Below are 16,457 nucleotides of genomic sequence, written 5' to 3'. Positions count from 1 at the left end.
CCATCGCGAGCAAGCTCACCCCTACAGGCGAGGGTTGGCCGTCAGCAATGCAAAACCCCACAAACAAAAACGCCCCGATCATCTCGGGGCGTTTTTTGTCGTGGCTTTTCGCTTACGCAGCAATCGACAGCTTGAGCTTGTTCATCGCGCTCTTCTCGAGCTGACGAATGCGCTCGGCAGAGACGCTGTATTTCTCGGCCAGGTCGTGCAGCGTGGCTTTCTCCTCAGCCAGCCAGCGCTGGTAGAGGATGTCACGGCTGCGATCGTCGAGCACATTCAGCGCTTCGTGCAGATTGGCCGTAGAGCTGTCGGTCCAGTCGGAATCTTCCAGCTGACGCGCCGGATCGTAACGGTGGTCTTCCAGGTAATTGGCCGGCGACTGGAATGCACTGTCGTCGTCGGCTTCGGCAGCCGGGTCAAACGCCATGTCGTGGCCGGTCAAACGGCTTTCCATCTCGCGCACTTCACGCGGCTCAACGCCCAGGCTTTCAGCGACGCGATGCACTTCCTCGTTATTCAACCAGGCCAGACGCTTTTTCTGGCTGCGCAGGTTGAAGAACAGCTTGCGCTGCGCCTTGGTGGTCGCGACCTTGACGATGCGCCAGTTGCGCAGGATGAACTCGTGAATCTCGGCCTTAATCCAGTGCACTGCAAAGGACACCAGACGTACACCCATTTCCGGGTTGAAACGTTTCACGGCCTTCATCAGGCCGACGTTGCCTTCCTGGATCAGGTCAGCCTGAGCCAGGCCGTAACCGGAATAACTGCGCGCGATGTGCACGACAAAACGCAGGTGGGCGAGCACCATCTGCCGAGCCGCCCCCAGATCCTGCTCATAATAGAGACTCTCGGCCAGTTCACGCTCCTGCTCAGGCGTCAGCAATGGAATGCTGTTGACCGTGTGCACATAGGCTTCCAGGTTTGCACCGGGAACCAAGGCATAAACAGGCTGCAAAGAATTGGTCATACGAAAAAACCTCCGACACATGACTCGTGCAGTTCAGCACTGCGAAATTGACCGGAAACCGCTAAACAAGTTCCCTTAGCTGAAAAGTCAATAGATGAAACAATATTTACGCTACAAAAATTAACCGAACATTAAACGCTTAACGAGGCGCCAGCTCTCTCAAATGGCGTGCCACTGCAATCCACGCACCGATATAACCCAACAACACCGCCCCTAGCAAGAGCGATAGACCATCGGCCATCGGCACACCCGCCAGGGAGAAATTGCTGCCATACAGCCCAGCCAAGCGGACCACTGCCTCGTTGAGCCAGTCCAGCCCGAAAGCCAAGACCCCCCAGGATAGAATCCCGGCACCGAATCCATACAGCGCGCCCATATAGAGAAAGGGCCTGCGTACGTAGCTGTCTGTGCCGCCTACCAGTTTGATGACCTCGATCTCGGTGCGACGGTTCTCGATGTGCAGACGAATGGTATTGCCGATAACGAGCAACAAAGCGCCCACCAGCAGCACCGTCAGACCGAACACAAACCGATCGCCGAGCTTGAGAATGGCCGCCAGACGCTCGACCCAGACCAGGTCCAGCTGAGCCTGCTGCACCTTGGGTAGCGCAGCCAGACGCGTACGTAATGCTTCCAGCGCGGCTTTGTCAACTTCCTGTGGCGTGACCAGCACCACACCCGGCAGCGGATTTTCCGGTAACTCCTTGAGTGCCTCGCCCAAGCCGGACTGCTGCTGGAACTCGTTCAGCGCCTGATCGCGGCTGATGTACTCAGCTTCGGCGACGCCGGGCATTGCCTTGATCTGCGTAACCAGTCCTTCCCCTTCGGTTGCGGAAGCATCCAGTTGCAAATAAAGCGAAATCTGCGCAGCGCGCTGCCACGATCCGCCCAGGCGTTCGACGTTGCTCAGCAACAGCGACAGCCCCATTGGCAGACTCAAGGCAATGGCCATCACCAGACAGGTGAAAAAGCTACCGATCGGTTGTCTGCCAAGACGGCGCAGGCTGTCCAGCATGCTGGAGCGATGCGCCTCGATCCAGGCGTTGAACAGCATGCCAAAGCCTGGGCCGTCGTCATCGTCGTGTTTTCTTTTCTTTTGCGGGCCGGGCTCGGAGGCTTTGGGCGCCACGCGTTCGGAAACCTTGGGGCTACGCGTGGCACTCATACGCCAGCCTCCCCGTCGCCAATCAATCGGCCGCGTTGCAGGGTCAGCATGCGGTGGCGCATGCGGGCGATCAGCGCCAGGTCGTGACTGGCAATCAGCACGCTGGTGCCCAGGCGATTGATGTCTTCGAATACGCCCATGATTTCCGCAGCCAGGCGTGGATCGAGGTTACCGGTCGGCTCGTCCGCCAGCAGCAAGGCCGGGCGGTGGACGATGGCGCGGGCGATGCCGACGCGCTGCTGCTGGCCTGTGGACAGGTCGCCTGGGTAAAGCTCGGCCTTGTCCGACAGGGCCACGCGCTCAAGCGCTGAATCGACGCGCTTGGTCACTTCGGTCTTGGACAGGCCAAGAATCTGCAAAGGCAAGGCGACGTTGTTGAATACGGTGCGATCAAACAGCAACTGGTGGTTCTGGAACACCACGCCGATCTGCCGACGCAAGAAGGGGATCTGTGCAGTGCTGATTTGCCCCAGATCCTGCCCGGCCAGCAGCAGCTTGCCGGTGGTTGGTCGCTCCATGGCCAGCAGCAGACGCAGCAAGGTACTTTTACCGGCGCCGGAGTGGCCGGTCACAAACAGAAACTCCCCACGACGCACTCGAAAGCTCAGCTCATGCAAGCCGACGTGTCCGTTCGGATAGCGTTTACCGACCTGTTCGAAACGAATCATGTGCGCTCCCGCTCGGCGAAAAGAGCCTGAACGAAGGATTCAGCCTCGAAAGTCCGCAAATCGTCGATGCCTTCACCGACCCCAACGTAACGAATGGGCAGCCCGAACTGCTTGGCCAGGGCGAAGATCACACCGCCTTTGGCCGTACCGTCGAGTTTGGTCAGGGCCAGGCCGGTCAGAGTCACGGTCTGGTGGAACTGCTTGGCCTGATTGATGGCGTTCTGACCGGTTCCGGCATCGAGCACCAGCAATACTTCGTGCGGAGCCGCTTCATCAAGCTTGCCCATGACCCGGCGAACCTTCTTCAGCTCTTCCATCAGGTTGTCTTTGGTGTGCAGGCGACCGGCCGTATCGGCGATCAACACATCTATGCCACGGGCCTTGGCGGCCTGCACGGCATCGAAAATCACGGAAGCGGAATCCGCTCCGGTGTGCTGGGCGATCACCGGAATCTTGTTGCGCTCGCCCCAGACCTGCAATTGCTCGACCGCCGCGGCGCGGAAGGTATCACCCGCCGCCAGCATGACTTTCTTGCCTTCGAGCTGAAGTTTTTTCGCCAGCTTGCCGATGGTCGTGGTCTTGCCGGCGCCGTTGACGCCTACCACCAGAATCACGAACGGCTTGTGTTCGGACCCTATCACCAGCGGCGCTTCCACCGGCTTGAGCATGTCGGTCAGCTCGTTTTGCAGCGACTTGTACAACGCGTCGCTGTCGGTGAGCTGCTTGCGCGCCACTTTCTGCGTCAGGTTACGCACGATCAGAGAAGTTGCCTCGACGCCGACGTCTGCAGTGAGCAAACGGGTTTCCAGCTCATCGAGCATATCGTCATCGATGGCTTTCTTGCCCAGAAACAGACTGGCCATGCCCTCGCCCAGGCTTGCACTGGTCTTGGACAGGCCTTGTTTGAGGCGGGCGAAGAAGCCGGGTTGTCTGGCTTCGGTCGATTGCGTTTCTGCCACGGGGGCCACGGCAACTGCCGGTGCCTGCTCGACAGCTACGACTGCAGGCGCTGCAGCTGGCACAACCTGGGGCTCGGCCGGAACAACCAGCGCAGCCACTACAGGCGGCGCGGGCGCCGGGGCGGGTTGCGCCAGGGCAGGCAGATCGTCACCGGCAACTGGATCCGGCAGCGCAACCGGGATCGGTTCGATCGTCGGCGGCAGTTCTGCTGAAGGGGTATCGATCACTTCGGGCTGAACGGGCGGCTGCGACGAGACGACTTCCGTTTGCACCTGAGCGGCGGTGTAGGTCGGGATCTGTGGCGTTACGTGCGGCTCACTTTCGTCGGTCAGGGCAACAGGCTCTTCGGCGACGGGCAGTTTCAGCCACGGCTCGGCGTCTGGCTCGGCAATCGGTGCGGGCTCATGAACCGGGATGGCTTCCGGTTCCGGCTCGACAGGTATTGCCGGGACGATCTGCGGCGCAGCGACGACCGGCGTCTGTTCGACAGCGGGTTCGGGCGCTGGGGTCAGTTCTTTGGGCTGCTCGGCGACGGTTTCCTGCGGTTTCTTGCGCAGCCATCCGAACAGGCCTTTCTTCTCGCCAGCCGCGGCTGGGGTCTTCTTGTCGTCGTTGGAACCAAACATGGAGGACGGCTATCTCAAGGTAGCGACGCGCCGGAGCGGCGCCTCTGAAAAATTCTGTATGCGAAACAGACTGCTTTTATGTCCGCTTGTTCATAGTCTGCCCAGACCACAGTGCTCGAATGAGATGCTGGACCCCCTGACAATTGTCATCCAGGCCATTTCTTACGAGGTGTGTTTACGCCTCTGGCATCTTAGCCATGGTCGGCAAGCAAACTGGTCGCTATCCTATGGCGTGTCATCACATATTTCCACCGCCGCGTTGCCGCCTGAAAGCGCGCCAGGCAAGGCGCAGGCCGCAGGGAATGTGCGTTTCCTTGCCAAGGCCTGCAACGCAACATGGCGCGTTTTCAGGCGCCAACCCGGAGGGCCGGGCCTGAGATTAAGCAGGGCGGCGGTGAAAATATGTGATGATACGCCCTAACCCCCGCGCCCGCCGACGCTAAGTTCAAGCAGGCCGCCTCGAAGGTTCGAATTACCAATGAATGCTATTGCCCGCCGTGCCGCAGGCCTTCTGCTCGGCACATTGTGTTTGCCCCTTGCAGCCATCGCCGCCGATCCTCAACCCACTTCCGAATTCATCCTGGACAACGGCCTCAAGGTTGTCGTGCGCGAGGACCATCGCGCGCCGGTCGTGGTTTCCCAGGTCTGGTACAAAGTCGGCTCCAGCTACGAGACACCTGGTCAGACAGGGCTTTCCCATGCGCTGGAACACATGATGTTCAAGGGCAGTTCCAAGGCTGGCCCGGGTGAAGCATCGCTGATCCTGCGTGATCTGGGCGCTGAAGAGAACGCCTTCACCAGCGACGATTACACCGCTTATTACCAGGTGCTGGCCCGCGACCGCCTCGGTGTGGCCTTCGAGCTGGAAGCCGACCGCATGGCCAGCCTGCGCCTGCCGCCGGAGGAGTTCGCCCGCGAGATCGAGGTCATCAAGGAGGAGCGCCGCCTGCGCACCGACGACAAGCCCAACGCCAAGGCTTACGAGCGTTTCAAGGCCATTGCCTACCCCGCCAGCGGCTATCACACACCTACGATCGGCTGGATGGCCGATCTGGACCGCATGAAGGTCCAGGAACTGCGTCACTGGTATGAATCCTGGTACGTGCCGAACAACGCCACGCTGGTCGTGGTAGGCGACGTCAAGCCCGACGAAGTGAAGGCCCTGGCCGAACGGTTCTTCGGGCCGGTCCCGCGCCGCGACATTCCACCGTCCAAGAAACCGCTGGAGCTGCCTGAACCCGGCTTGCGCCAGATCACCGTGCATGTCGCCACCCAGATGCCGAGCCTGATGTACGGCTTCAACGTACCGAGTCTGGCGACCACCACTGATGCGCAATCGGTGAACGCCCTGCGCCTGATCTCTGCATTGCTTGATGGCGGCTACAGCGCACGCATCCCGGCACGCCTGGAGCGCGGCGAAGAGCTGGTCACTGGCGCATCCTCGGATTACGACGCCTATACCCGCGGCGACAGCCTGTTCACCATCAGTGCCACGCCCAATCAGCAGAAGAAAAAAACCCTGGCCGACACCGAAGCCGGTATCTGGCGCCTGCTCGACGAGCTGAAAAACAAGCCGCCAACCAAGGAAGAGCTTGAGCGGGTCCGCGCTCAGGTCATCGCCGGGCTGGTCTACGAGCGCGACTCCATCACCAGTCAGGCCAGCACTATCGGTCAACTGGAAACCGTCGGCCTTTCCTGGAGGTTGATCGATCAGGAACTGGCCGCTCTGCAAAGCGTGACCCCCGAAGATATCCAGAAAGCCGCACGCACCTACTTCACCCGCGACCGCCTCGCCGTTGCGCACGTTCTGCCAGAGGAGAAAGCCCATGAGTAAGCGCAACGAGACACGCTTTGCGCGAACGCGGGCCCACTCGCTGGTACTGGCCACAGCCCTGGGCCTGTTCAGCGCCGCCTCAGCCATGGCCGAGACGCCTGCCGAGCCCCCCAAGGCCATCGACAAGGCAGCCACCACACTGGAGTCACTCAAGGAACTCGACGGCAAGGCGCCAGCCCGACGGGCCCTGAACATTCAGTCGTGGAATACCGCCGAGGGCGCTCGGGTCCTGTTTGTCGAGGCCCACGAGCTGCCGATGTTCGACCTGCGCCTGCTGTTCGCCGCAGGTAGCAGCCAGGACGGCGCTACGCCGGGCATCGCGCTGATCACCAACGCCATGCTCAATGAAGGCATCAAAGGCAAGGACGTCAGCGCGATCGCCGAAGGCTTCGAAGGCTTGGGCGCGGACTTCGGCAATGGCTCCTACCGCGACATGGCAATCGCTTCGCTGCGCAGCCTGAGTGCCGCAGACAAACGCGAGCCGGCCCTCAAGCTGTTCTCGGAAGTGGTCGGCAAACCGACCTTTCCTGCCAGTTCGCTGGCGCGCACCAAGAACCAGCTGATGGCCAGCTTCGAATACCAGAAGCAGAACCCCGGCAAGCTGGCCGGCGATGAGCTGTTCAAGCGCTTGTACGGTGATCACCCTTACGCCCACCCGAGCATGGGCACGGCCAACAGCATCACGCCGATTACCCTGGCCCAGCTCAAAGCGTTCCACGCCAAAGCCTACGCGGCCGGCAACGCAGTCATAGCGCTGGTCGGCGATCTGTCCCGTGCCGAGGCAGAGGCCGTGGCGGCCCAGGTATCGGCCTCGCTACCCAAAGGGCCGGCGCTGGCCAAGACCATCGCGCCAACCGAACCCAAGCCTGGGGAAACCCATATCGAGTTCCCGTCCAAGCAGACTCACCTGATGCTGGCCGAACTGGGCATCGACCGCGCTGACCCGGACTACGCCGCGTTGTCGCTGGGCAACTCGATTCTGGGCGGCGGCGGCTTCGGTAGCCGGCTGATGACCGAAGTGCGCGAGAAACGCGGCCTGACCTACGGTGTGTCCTCGGGTTTTACCCCGATGCAAGCGCAAGGGCCCTTCATGATCAGTCTGCAGACCCGCGCAGAACTCAGCGAAAACACGCTCAAGCTGGTCAAGGACATCACTCGCGACTTCCTCGCCAACGGCCCGACCCAGAAAGAGCTTGACGACGCCAAGCGCGAGCTGGCCGGCAGTTTCCCGCTGTCCACCGCCAGCAACTCGGCGATCGTTGGCCAACTGGGCGCCATTGGCTTCTATAATCTGCCTTTGACCTACCTCGAAGACTTCATGACGCAGTCCCAGAGCATCACCGTGCCGCAGATCAAGGCCGTGATGAACAAGCATCTGGACGCCGACAAGCTGGTCATCGTGACCGCAGGTCCTACCGTCGCGCAGAAGCCTCTGCCGCCACCTACTGATAAACCCGCCGAGCGACCGCTCGGTGTTCCGGAGCACTAATGACCTCGACTTCCAAGCCGCCGCGTATTCACAAAGGGCACAAAATCCACACGGGCCTGGGCCAATTGCGGATTATCGGCGGCCAATGGCGCAGTCGGCGTCTGAGCTTCCCGGATGCCCCGGGCCTGCGTCCGACACCGGACCGGGTTCGGGAAACCCTGTTCAACTGGCTCGCACCCTATATCGAAGGCGCCCGCGTGCTCGATCCGTTTGCCGGTAGCGGCGCGTTGTATCTGGAGGCGTTATCGCGAGGCGCCAGCCTTGGCCTGGCGCTGGACACCAACTCCGCCGCCATCTCCAACCTGCGCGAGCATCTGGGCACGCTGCGCTGCACGGTGGGCAAGACCGTCAGCAGCGATGCATTGCGCTATCTGGAGACCCAGCCTGCGGAACAATTCGACGTGGTCTTCCTTGACCCGCCGTTCCACCAGAACCTGCTGGCTCCGGCCTGCACCCTGCTGGAAGAACGCCAATGGCTGGCCGACGACGCCTGGATCTATACCGAAAGCGAAACCGCGCCATCCACCCTCGGCATGCCAGGCAACTGGCGTCTGCATCGCGAGAAAAAAGCCGGCCAGGTGTATTACGCGCTGTGGGAACGCAGTGTTACCGCTGGCTGAAAGTCGCCCGTTCGTTCCGGCGACTGGCCTGGGCAACCCGCACCTGCAAACGCTGTGGGGGCCGCTGTGGCGCAGGACCATTCATCTGGAGCGCCGCCGCGAACGGATCTGGCTCGAAGATGGCGACTTTCTCGACATGGACTGGCACGGGCCCCACGACGCCAAGGTCCCCGTGGTGCTGGTACTGCACGGGCTGACCGGCTCTTCCAACTCGCCCTACGTCGTCGGTCTGCAGCAAGCGATGGAGAAGCGCGGCTGGGCCAGCGCAGCCCTGAACTGGCGAGGCTGCTCGGGCGAGCCGAACCTGTTGCCGCGCAGCTATCACTCAGGGGCCAGTGAAGACCTCGCCGCCGTGATCGCTCATCTGCGGGCAGCCCGCCCCTTGGCGCCGCTGTACGCAGTCGGTTATTCGCTGGGCGGCAACATTCTGCTCAAGCATCTGGGCGAGTCAGGACTGGACAGCCAACTGCAAGGCGCGGCTGCGGTGTCGGTGCCGTTCCGCCTGGACGAATGCGCCGACCGTATCGGCCAGGGCTTCTCCAAGGTCTATCAGCGGCACTTCATGCGCGAGATGGTCGGATACATCAAGGACAAGCAACGGCGTTTTCAGCATGAAGGCCTGAGCGAAGGGCTCGCAGAACTTGCAGCATTGGGTTCGCTGGAGAACATGCGCACGTTCTGGGAGTTCGATGGCCGGGTGACGGCGCCGCTCAACGGTTTTGTCGACGCACACGATTACTACCGGCGGGCCTCGAGCCGCTATTTCCTGGGCGCCATCCGCACGCCAACGTTGCTGGTGCAGTCGCTGGACGACCCGTTCGTGTTCAAACACAGCCTGCCCGATGCCAGCGAACTGTCCGCCAGCACCGAGTTCGATCTGCAGAATCATGGCGGGCATGTAGGATTTGTCGATGGCACCCTGAGAACACCGACCTATTATCTGGAGCGGCGGATTCCGCAGTGGTTGGTGGATGTGCACGGGGCGCCGCTGAATCCGTAGCGCTCAGCCGATCGATTGCCCAACCCATACCTGTAGCAGCACGGCTTGCCGGCGATAGCGGTCTCAAGGACGTCACCGCAGGCAAGCCGTGCTGCTACAGATGCTCGGCGCAGGAGAGATCTTCATCACTTCGACCCTTATCGCATTCTTGTATTTCCACCCTGCAAGATCGTTCAAGACAGTCTTCAAACTGCGGCTTACCATTCGGGACATAAGGAGAAACCCATGTCCCGCAATCAACTTTATGTCCGCGGCCTTCGCGACAGTGTGCCCATGCTGGTCGGTATCGCGCCGTTCGGCATCATCTTCGGAACCCTGGCCGGCGTCGGCGGCTTGTCGCTGTGGCAAGCGGTCGGCATGTCGCTGTTCGTCTACGCAGGGTCCGCGCAGTTCATCGTGGTCAGTCTGATGGGCGCCGGAGCCAGTGCTGTGGTGATTCTGCTGACCACCTTCATCGTCAATCTTCGCCATGTGCTGTACAGCGCAACCTTGCAGCCACAGGTTCATGGCCTGCCGCAACGCTGGCGGCTGCTACTGGCGTTCTGGCTGACCGACGAGACCTTCGCGGTGGTGCAACGCTATTACCTGGTACACGGTCGTACGCCGTTGGCGCATTGGTACTGGCTTGGCGTGACCAGCGCGCTGTATGCCTGCTGGGTCGGCAGTTCACTGGTGGGTGTGCTGTTTGGTCAGGCGGTGCCGGATATGGCCAGCTGGGGTCTGGAGTTCGCGATGCTGGCGACCTTCATCGGCATTGTCGTGCCGCTGCTGCGCAATCAGCCACAGATAGCAGCGGCGCTGGCCGCGGGTGCAGTGGCGTTGATGACCTGGTCGTTGCCCTACAAGCTGGGCCTGATGGCCGCTGCCTTCAGTGGAATAGCCGTCGGCGTCTTGCTGGAACGCCGGCAAGCCTCCGACCATCAGGATGCCTCCGGCACGCAGGTGCGGTCATGAGCTACTGGTGGCTGATTCTGGGCATGACGGCGATCACCTTCCTGATGCGTTACAGCCTTTTTGCCTGGCCGAACCTGCGTTTTCCGCCTGTCGTGCGTCAAGGTCTGCATTACGTGCCAACGGCCGTACTCACCGCCATCGTGGTACCCGGGATGCTGCTGCCTGACGGCGAGCACTGGCAATTGTCACTGGACAACGCGTATCTGCTGGCCGGTGTGGCGGCCATCGGCATCGCAGCACTGAGTCGCAATCTGCTGGCGACCATTGGTGGCGGGTTGGTGGTGTTCTTCATGTTGCGCTGGGCGATGGGGCAGATATAACGGACGAGGTCGCCTCTCTGTAGCGCCCGGCTTGGCGGCGGTGACGATACCCAGACCGCTACCGCCAGGAAACCGGGCCGCTACAGGGCGACGGAATCTGCAAGTGCACGCCAGCCGTCACCCGATCACCGAGCCAGGCAATCACTCCCCTGTCGCAACCCCACGCTTGGGATCATTGATCCATTCACTCCACGACCCTGCGTACAGCCCGGCCAACGGGTACCCGGCCAGACACAGCGCGAACAGGTTGTGGCACGCGGTGACGCCAGAGCCACAATAGGCGACCAGTTGCTCCGGTGCGCGCCCCTGGAGGGTTTCGGCGAATCGCTGCTTGAGTTGCTCGGCTGGCAGGAAGCGTCCGTCTGGCCCCAGGTTGTCAGTGAACGCCGCACACTGGGCGCCCGGGATATGCCCCGCGACCGGATCGATCGGCTCGACCTCACCCCGAAAACGCGCGGGTGCCCGAGCATCGATCAGGGTCATTTCCGGCTGGCCCAGCCGGCTCTGCAATTCAACGGCGGTCAACACCAGCCTGTCATCGGGCTGTCCCTGGAATGAACCCTGATGATGATCCGGCGGATCCAGGCTCAACGGCTGACCGGCCGCGTGCCAGGCTTTCAGTCCACCGTCCAGGACATACATACCCTCGCGCTTGCCCAGCCAGGCCAGCAACCACCAGGCCCGCGCAGCATAGGCGCCGGGGCCGTCGTCATAGAGCACGACCTCACTGTCGTTATTCACCCCCCAGAAACGCAGACGCTCGACCAGCGTTTGCGGGTCGGGCAGTGGATGGCGCCCTGTCACTCCCTTGCTGATGGGGCCGCTAAGATCATTGAGCAGATCCGCGTAGGACGACCCCTCGATGTGACCTTCGGCATAGCTGCGCTGACCGTAGTCCAGGTCATCGAGTGACGAACGACAATCCAGAATCACCAGCCCGGTATTTTTTTGCCGTTCGGCCAGTTGTTGAGGGCTGATCAATTGCGCGATGGACATGACAGGCTCCTGCAGGCAGTGGAAGTGGCTATAGCACCAAGACAATTTATTTGAACGACAGGAGGCGATTCATTCTGCGTCCTCCAGTGCCTGATTCAACGGCACGTAAAATTCTGCGCACAACGCGTGTACCGCTTCGCGCGCCTGAGGCGTGACGAACCCCAGTTCCAGCATCAGCACCTGATACACGCCACGGCGGATGGCATTTTCATTCAGCCGCGTAGCGTTTTCCCGCGTGGTGCAGAGGAACCGCACCCAGGACGTCAGAATGATCCAGGCGTTGAGCGTCAACGACTCGATCTGCACCTGATCCATGTCCAGAATCCCGGCCTCGACAAAGCCGCCGTAAATGGTCATGGCCTTGATCAGGCAATGCTGGGAAAAACGCCTGTAGCGCTCTGCCAGTTCCGGGTCGGCATCAAGCAGGTGTTCAAGGTCGCGATGCAGAAAACGATAGCGCCACATGCCGTCGAGAATCGCCATCAGATAATGGCGCTTGTCTTCCACCCCGGGCAGACGCCCCTTTGGCGGGTGCAGAAAGCTGTCGACCAGCGCTTCGTATTCGCTGAACAGCTCGGCGATGATCGCCTGCTTGTTGGGGAAGTGGTAATACAGATTGCCGGGCGAAATCTCCATGTGCGCAGCAATATGGTTGGTGCTGACGCTGCGCTCGCCCTGCTGATTGAACAGCTCAAGGCTGCTCTGCACGATGCGTTCACGGGTATTGATGCGAAGAGGTTTTATGCGCGGCGCCATGCTCAGCTCGAACGTTGAGACGTAACAGTCATGTGCTGGATCTTAACGCAAGCATCGCGGCTCGGGGCAATCCATGCGTGGCATTTGACTTTATAGAGTAATCACTCTAAAACCACTCTATAACTTCAAGAAGGAACAGCAGCGATGCCTGTCGAATCCGTGCGTTTTTCCCTGCCTGATGATGGCCCGGTCCTGGGGGACGACCTTGAGCGACTTTTCGACAGGCAGCGCAGAGCCTTCGCAGCAAATCCAATGCCCGCCGCAGAGCAACGCCGGCAATGGCTCGACGCTCTGCGCCAGCTGCTCAGCGAAGAGCGCCAGACGCTGATCGAGGCCATCAGCGCCGACTTCAGCCACCGCAGCGCCGACGAGACACTGCTCGCCGAGCTGATGCCCAGCCTGCACAACATTCATTACGCACGTCGCCACCTGAAAAAGTGGATGCGCGCTTCTCGGCGCAGCGTGGGCATGGCGTTTCAACCGGCCTCGGCGAAGGTCGTTTACCAGCCCGTAGGCGTGGTGGGTGTGATCGTGCCGTGGAACTACCCGCTGTATCTGGCGATCGGTCCGTTGGTCGGCGCCCTGGCGGCGGGCAACCGGGTGATGCTCAAACTCAGTGAGTCGACGCCCGCTACCGGCCACCTGCTCAAAACGCTGTTCGCCAGAATCTTTCCCGAGGATCTGGTCGCCGTGGTCCTGGGCGAAGCGGAGGTCGGCATGGCCTTCTCCCGGCTGGCGTTTGATCATCTGTTGTTCACTGGCGCCACCAGTGTCGGCCGGCATGTGATGCGCGCAGCGGCCGAGAATCTGACGCCGGTAACGCTGGAGCTTGGGGGAAAATCTCCGGCTATCGTCGCCCAGGACGTGCCCATCGGGGACGCCGCCGAACGCATCGCCTTTGGCAAGACGCTCAACGCCGGACAAACCTGCGTGGCGCCGGATTACGTACTGGTGCCCCAGGATCGCGTTACTGATTTCGTAGAAGCCTACAGGCAGGCGGTGACTCGATTTTATCCGACCCTGACCGACAACCCGGACTACACCGCAATCATCAACCCACGGCATGTCGCGCGATTGAACAGCTATGTGGCTGATGCAACCAGTAAAGGCGCGCGCGTCATCCCGCTGTTCGAGCATGGTCAGGGGCGGCGCATGCCCTTCAGCCTGGTGCTGGATGTCAGCGACGACATGCTGGTCATGCAGGACGAAATCTTTGGCCCGCTGCTGCCCATCGTGCCCTATGAGCGGATCGAGCAGGCGTTGGACTACATCAACCAACGACCTCGTCCCTTGGCGCTTTATTACTTTGGCTACAGCAAGGCCGAGCAACAGCGGGTGCTTGAGCAGACACATTCCGGCGGTGTCTGTCTGAACGACACGCTGCTGCATGTCGCCCAGGATGACTTGCCCTTCGGCGGCAGCGGCGCATCGGGTATGGGTCACTACCACGGTCATGAAGGTTTCCTGACGTTCAGCAAGGCCAAGGGTGTGTTCATCAAGCAGCGTTTCAATGCAGCGCGGTTGATCTATCCACCTTATGGCAAAGCGATTCAGAAGCTGATTTACAAACTCTTTGTCCGCTAAGCCCCGCCTTTAGCACGGCTTGTCGGCGGCAGGATCTGAAGGACGCCATCACCGGCAAGCCTGACTGCTACGGATGCACGCTGGAACAGGTGAACATGATCGAAGAACTTCCCCACCACTGCGGCCCTTCGCGACGTGCCGTGCTCAAGCTGGGCGTCGGCGCGACTGCGTTCCTCGCGACCACGGGACTGACGGCAAGCCTCAGCGGATGCTCCAGCAGTACTGCCGCGCCCGGCTTTGCCGTGTTGCGCGCCAGCGACCAGCCATTTTTGCGGGCAGTGATCCCGGTCATGCTCGAAGGCGCGCTGGCTGGGGTGTCGCTGCAAACGGCTGTCGAGCAGACCTTGCGCAGCCTGGATGCCGGCCTGTCCCGACTGTCGCCGCAGATGCTCAAGCTGACTCAGCAGCTGTTCGACGTGCTGGGGATGGCAATCACACGCGGACCGCTGACCGGTATCTGGGGTAGCTGGCAGAGCGCCGCTGCGGAGCAGATAAGGCACTTCCTCGTGCGCTGGGAAAACAGCTCGCTTGACCTGCTGCGCCAGGGTCACAGCTCACTCTTGCAGCTGGTGCTCATGGCTTGGTACGCCCGCCCCGAATCGTGGGTGCATTGCGGCTATCCCGGCCCGCCAACGATCTGATTGAAGCAAAACAATAAAACATCGAGGTGGTATGCCTGTTCCCGACACGTTCCACGAGGGTATCGCCCGCGGCTGGAAAACCCTTGATGGCTCGCGCCTTGAGCAGGACCTGACGCTTGAGGCCGACGTCGTCATCATCGGCAGCGGCGCAGGCGGTGGCACCAGTGCCGAGATTCTCAGCGCCGCCGGGCTCAAGGTGCTGATTATCGAAGAGGGTCCGCTCAAGACCAGCTCCGACTTCAAACTGCTGGAAGATCAAGCCTATTCGACGCTCTATCAGGAAGGCATCGGGCGCATGAGCAAGGATGGGGCGATCACCATCCTGCAAGGCCGCGCAGTGGGTGGCAGCACCCTGATCAACTGGACCTCAAGCTTTCGCACGCCTGACCAGACCCTCGATCACTGGGCCACCGAGCATGCCGTCAAAGGTCATGGCCCCGCCGACATGGCGCCATGGTTCGAGCGAATGGAGCAGCGACTGGGCGTTGCGCCCTGGATCATGCCACCTAACGCCAACAACGACGTCATCCGTCAAGGTTGCGAAAAGCTCGGCTACAGCTGGCATACGATTGCGCGCAATGTGCGGGGCTGCTGGAACCTGGGTTATTGCGGGCTTGGCTGTGCAACAAACGCCAAGCAGTCGATGTTGGTGACGACGATTCCAGCGACGCTGGAAAAGGGTGGAGAGCTGCTCTATCTGGCCCGCGCCGAGCGCTTGATCATCCAGAACGGCACTGTGCTGGGCGTGGAATGCCTGGCCATGGATGACCGCTGCGTAGCACCGACCGGGCGCAGGATCACGGTCAGGGCCCGCCATACGGTGCTCGCGGGCGGCGGCATCAACAGCCCTGGCCTGCTGATGCGCTCTGGGGTTCCCGATCCCCATGGGCGACTGGGCAAGCGCACGTTTCTGCACCTGGTGGCGTTTTCTGCCGGGCTGTTCGACCAGGTGATCAACCCGTTCTACGGAGCGCCACAGTCGATCTATTCCGACCATTTCCAGTGGCGCGACGGCGTCACTGGGCCCATGGCGTACAAACTTGAAGTGCCACCCTTGCAGCCGGCGCTGGCCAGTACGTTACTGGGCGATTACGGCACCAGGAACGCCGAGCGCATGGCGCAACTGCCCCACACCCACATGATGCTGGCACTGCTGCGCGACGGGTTTCATCCCGACAGCGTTGGCGGCACCGTGCAGCTGCGCGGCGACGACACGCCGGTGCTGGACTACCAGGTCTCGGCCTATGCCTGGGACGGCGTGCGGCGCGCTCTGCACAGCATGGCCGAGATCCAGTTTGCCGGCGGCGCGAGGGCGGTGCTGCCGCTTCACGGTGACGCCGACTACGTGAAGACCGCCGCGCAGGCTCGCACCCTGATCGATAGCCTGCCCCTGGAAATCTTCCGCACACGCCTGGGCAGCGCTCATGTCATGGGTGGCTGCGCCATGGGTGAGGATGCGCGGCACGCGGTGGTCGACAGTCTGGGTCGGCATCACCAGTTGCAGGGTCTTTCGATTCATGACGGCTCGCTGTTCCCCACCAGCATCGGCGCCAACCCGCAGCTTTCGGTCTATGGGCTGACGGCCAAGCTGGCGACGGCGCTGGTGGAGCGGCTCAAGCCAGCATGAGATAACGGCAAATGCTGACGAACCCGTTCCCTCAAGCGCCGCGGACATGTGGCACCTGGCTTGCTGGCGAAAGTCACCTGTCAGTCTACTTTGGTGTCGACTGACAAAGCGCATTCGCCAGCAAGCCGGCTCCACGGCCTGCGGCCAGAATCAAAAGCAGGCGGCGCAACAGGGGTCGATTGCTTCTGCGCGCGGCCGTCAGATGTTCACCCGCTTCTGCCCGGAGGGCGTGGGAGTTGGCTTGCCGACG

Annotated in this window: 15 protein-coding genes; 9 read left to right on the top strand and 6 right to left on the bottom strand. The window is 61.5% G+C overall.

Annotated features, from left to right (window positions below; translation table 11 throughout):
- Positions 1-112: 112 nt before the first annotated feature.
- The 4 genes from rpoH to ftsY form a co-directional block, all read right to left on the bottom strand.
- Complete coding sequence (gene rpoH / locus ACI2KS_RS20230) at positions 113-967, bottom strand: RNA polymerase sigma factor RpoH (protein ID WP_404622776.1); 855 nt, start codon at positions 965-967, stop codon at positions 113-115.
- Between the two features lie 139 nt (positions 968-1,106).
- The gene (gene ftsX, locus ACI2KS_RS20225; protein WP_404622775.1) at positions 1,107-2,132 is read right to left on the bottom strand and encodes a permease-like cell division protein FtsX; all 1,026 of its coding nucleotides are present in this window, start codon (positions 2,130-2,132) and stop codon (positions 1,107-1,109) included.
- The gene (gene ftsE / locus ACI2KS_RS20220; protein ID WP_404622774.1) at positions 2,129-2,800 is read right to left on the bottom strand and encodes a cell division ATP-binding protein FtsE; all 672 of its coding nucleotides are present in this window, start codon (positions 2,798-2,800) and stop codon (positions 2,129-2,131) included. The genes ftsX and ftsE overlap by 4 nt, the downstream gene beginning before the upstream one ends.
- A complete protein-coding gene (gene ftsY, locus ACI2KS_RS20215) occupies positions 2,797-4,386 on the bottom strand; it encodes a signal recognition particle-docking protein FtsY (protein ID WP_404622773.1) in 1,590 nt (529 codons plus the stop codon). Before ftsY ends, ftsE begins: the two co-directional genes overlap by 4 nt.
- 478 nt (positions 4,387-4,864) lie before the next feature.
- On the opposite strand from ftsY, the gene ACI2KS_RS20210 reads away from it, so the two are divergent.
- From ACI2KS_RS20210 to ACI2KS_RS20185, 6 genes are all read left to right on the top strand, one after another.
- A complete protein-coding gene (locus ACI2KS_RS20210) occupies positions 4,865-6,220 on the top strand; it encodes a M16 family metallopeptidase (protein ID WP_404622772.1) in 1,356 nt (451 codons plus the stop codon).
- Positions 6,213-7,709, top strand: coding sequence for a M16 family metallopeptidase (locus ACI2KS_RS20205; protein ID WP_404622771.1), 1,497 nt, complete (start codon positions 6,213-6,215; stop codon positions 7,707-7,709). The genes ACI2KS_RS20210 and ACI2KS_RS20205 overlap by 8 nt, the downstream gene beginning before the upstream one ends.
- Positions 7,709-8,329: a 16S rRNA (guanine(966)-N(2))-methyltransferase RsmD gene (gene rsmD, locus ACI2KS_RS20200; protein ID WP_404622770.1), complete on the top strand. Its 621-nt coding sequence runs from the start codon at positions 7,709-7,711 to the stop codon at positions 8,327-8,329. Before ACI2KS_RS20205 ends, rsmD begins: the two co-directional genes overlap by 1 nt.
- Positions 8,313-9,329, top strand: a complete 1,017-nt coding sequence (locus ACI2KS_RS20195) for a hydrolase (protein WP_404622769.1) — start codon at positions 8,313-8,315, stop codon at positions 9,327-9,329. Before rsmD ends, ACI2KS_RS20195 begins: the two co-directional genes overlap by 17 nt.
- A 225-nt stretch (positions 9,330-9,554) precedes the next feature.
- Positions 9,555-10,283 carry an AzlC family ABC transporter permease gene (locus tag ACI2KS_RS20190; RefSeq protein ID WP_404622768.1) on the top strand — a complete coding sequence of 243 codons (729 nt, stop codon included), beginning with the start codon at positions 9,555-9,557 and terminating at the stop codon, positions 10,281-10,283.
- Positions 10,280-10,603 (top strand): AzlD domain-containing protein, encoded by a 324-nt coding sequence (locus ACI2KS_RS20185; protein ID WP_404622767.1) that lies wholly within the window; start codon positions 10,280-10,282, stop codon positions 10,601-10,603. Before ACI2KS_RS20190 ends, ACI2KS_RS20185 begins: the two co-directional genes overlap by 4 nt.
- Before the next feature lie 141 nt (positions 10,604-10,744).
- Here ACI2KS_RS20185 and ACI2KS_RS20180 read toward each other — a convergent pair whose 3' ends face one another.
- Together ACI2KS_RS20180 and ACI2KS_RS20175 are read right to left on the bottom strand one after the other, a co-directional pair.
- Positions 10,745-11,599: a sulfurtransferase gene (locus tag ACI2KS_RS20180; protein WP_404622766.1), complete on the bottom strand. Its 855-nt coding sequence runs from the start codon at positions 11,597-11,599 to the stop codon at positions 10,745-10,747.
- Between the two features lie 69 nt (positions 11,600-11,668).
- The gene (locus tag ACI2KS_RS20175) at positions 11,669-12,355 is read right to left on the bottom strand and encodes a TetR/AcrR family transcriptional regulator (protein WP_404622765.1); all 687 of its coding nucleotides are present in this window, start codon (positions 12,353-12,355) and stop codon (positions 11,669-11,671) included.
- A gap of 144 nt (positions 12,356-12,499) precedes the next feature.
- Between ACI2KS_RS20175 and ACI2KS_RS20170 the strand changes: the two genes are divergently transcribed.
- From ACI2KS_RS20170 to ACI2KS_RS20160, 3 genes are all read left to right on the top strand, one after another.
- A complete protein-coding gene (locus ACI2KS_RS20170; RefSeq protein ID WP_404622764.1) occupies positions 12,500-13,939 on the top strand; it encodes a coniferyl aldehyde dehydrogenase in 1,440 nt (479 codons plus the stop codon).
- 95 nt (positions 13,940-14,034) lie between these two features.
- Positions 14,035-14,580, top strand: coding sequence for a twin-arginine translocation pathway signal protein (locus ACI2KS_RS20165; protein ID WP_404622763.1), 546 nt, complete (start codon positions 14,035-14,037; stop codon positions 14,578-14,580).
- Between the two features lie 31 nt (positions 14,581-14,611).
- Complete coding sequence (locus tag ACI2KS_RS20160) at positions 14,612-16,207, top strand: GMC family oxidoreductase N-terminal domain-containing protein (protein ID WP_404622762.1); 1,596 nt, start codon at positions 14,612-14,614, stop codon at positions 16,205-16,207.
- Positions 16,208-16,457 lie beyond the last annotated feature (250 nt).

The sequence above is a fragment of the Pseudomonas sp. NPDC087358 genome (assembly GCF_044900785.1).
GTDB lineage: Bacteria > Pseudomonadota > Gammaproteobacteria > Pseudomonadales > Pseudomonadaceae > Aquipseudomonas.
This window is presented reverse-complemented; position numbering and strand designations above follow the sequence as displayed.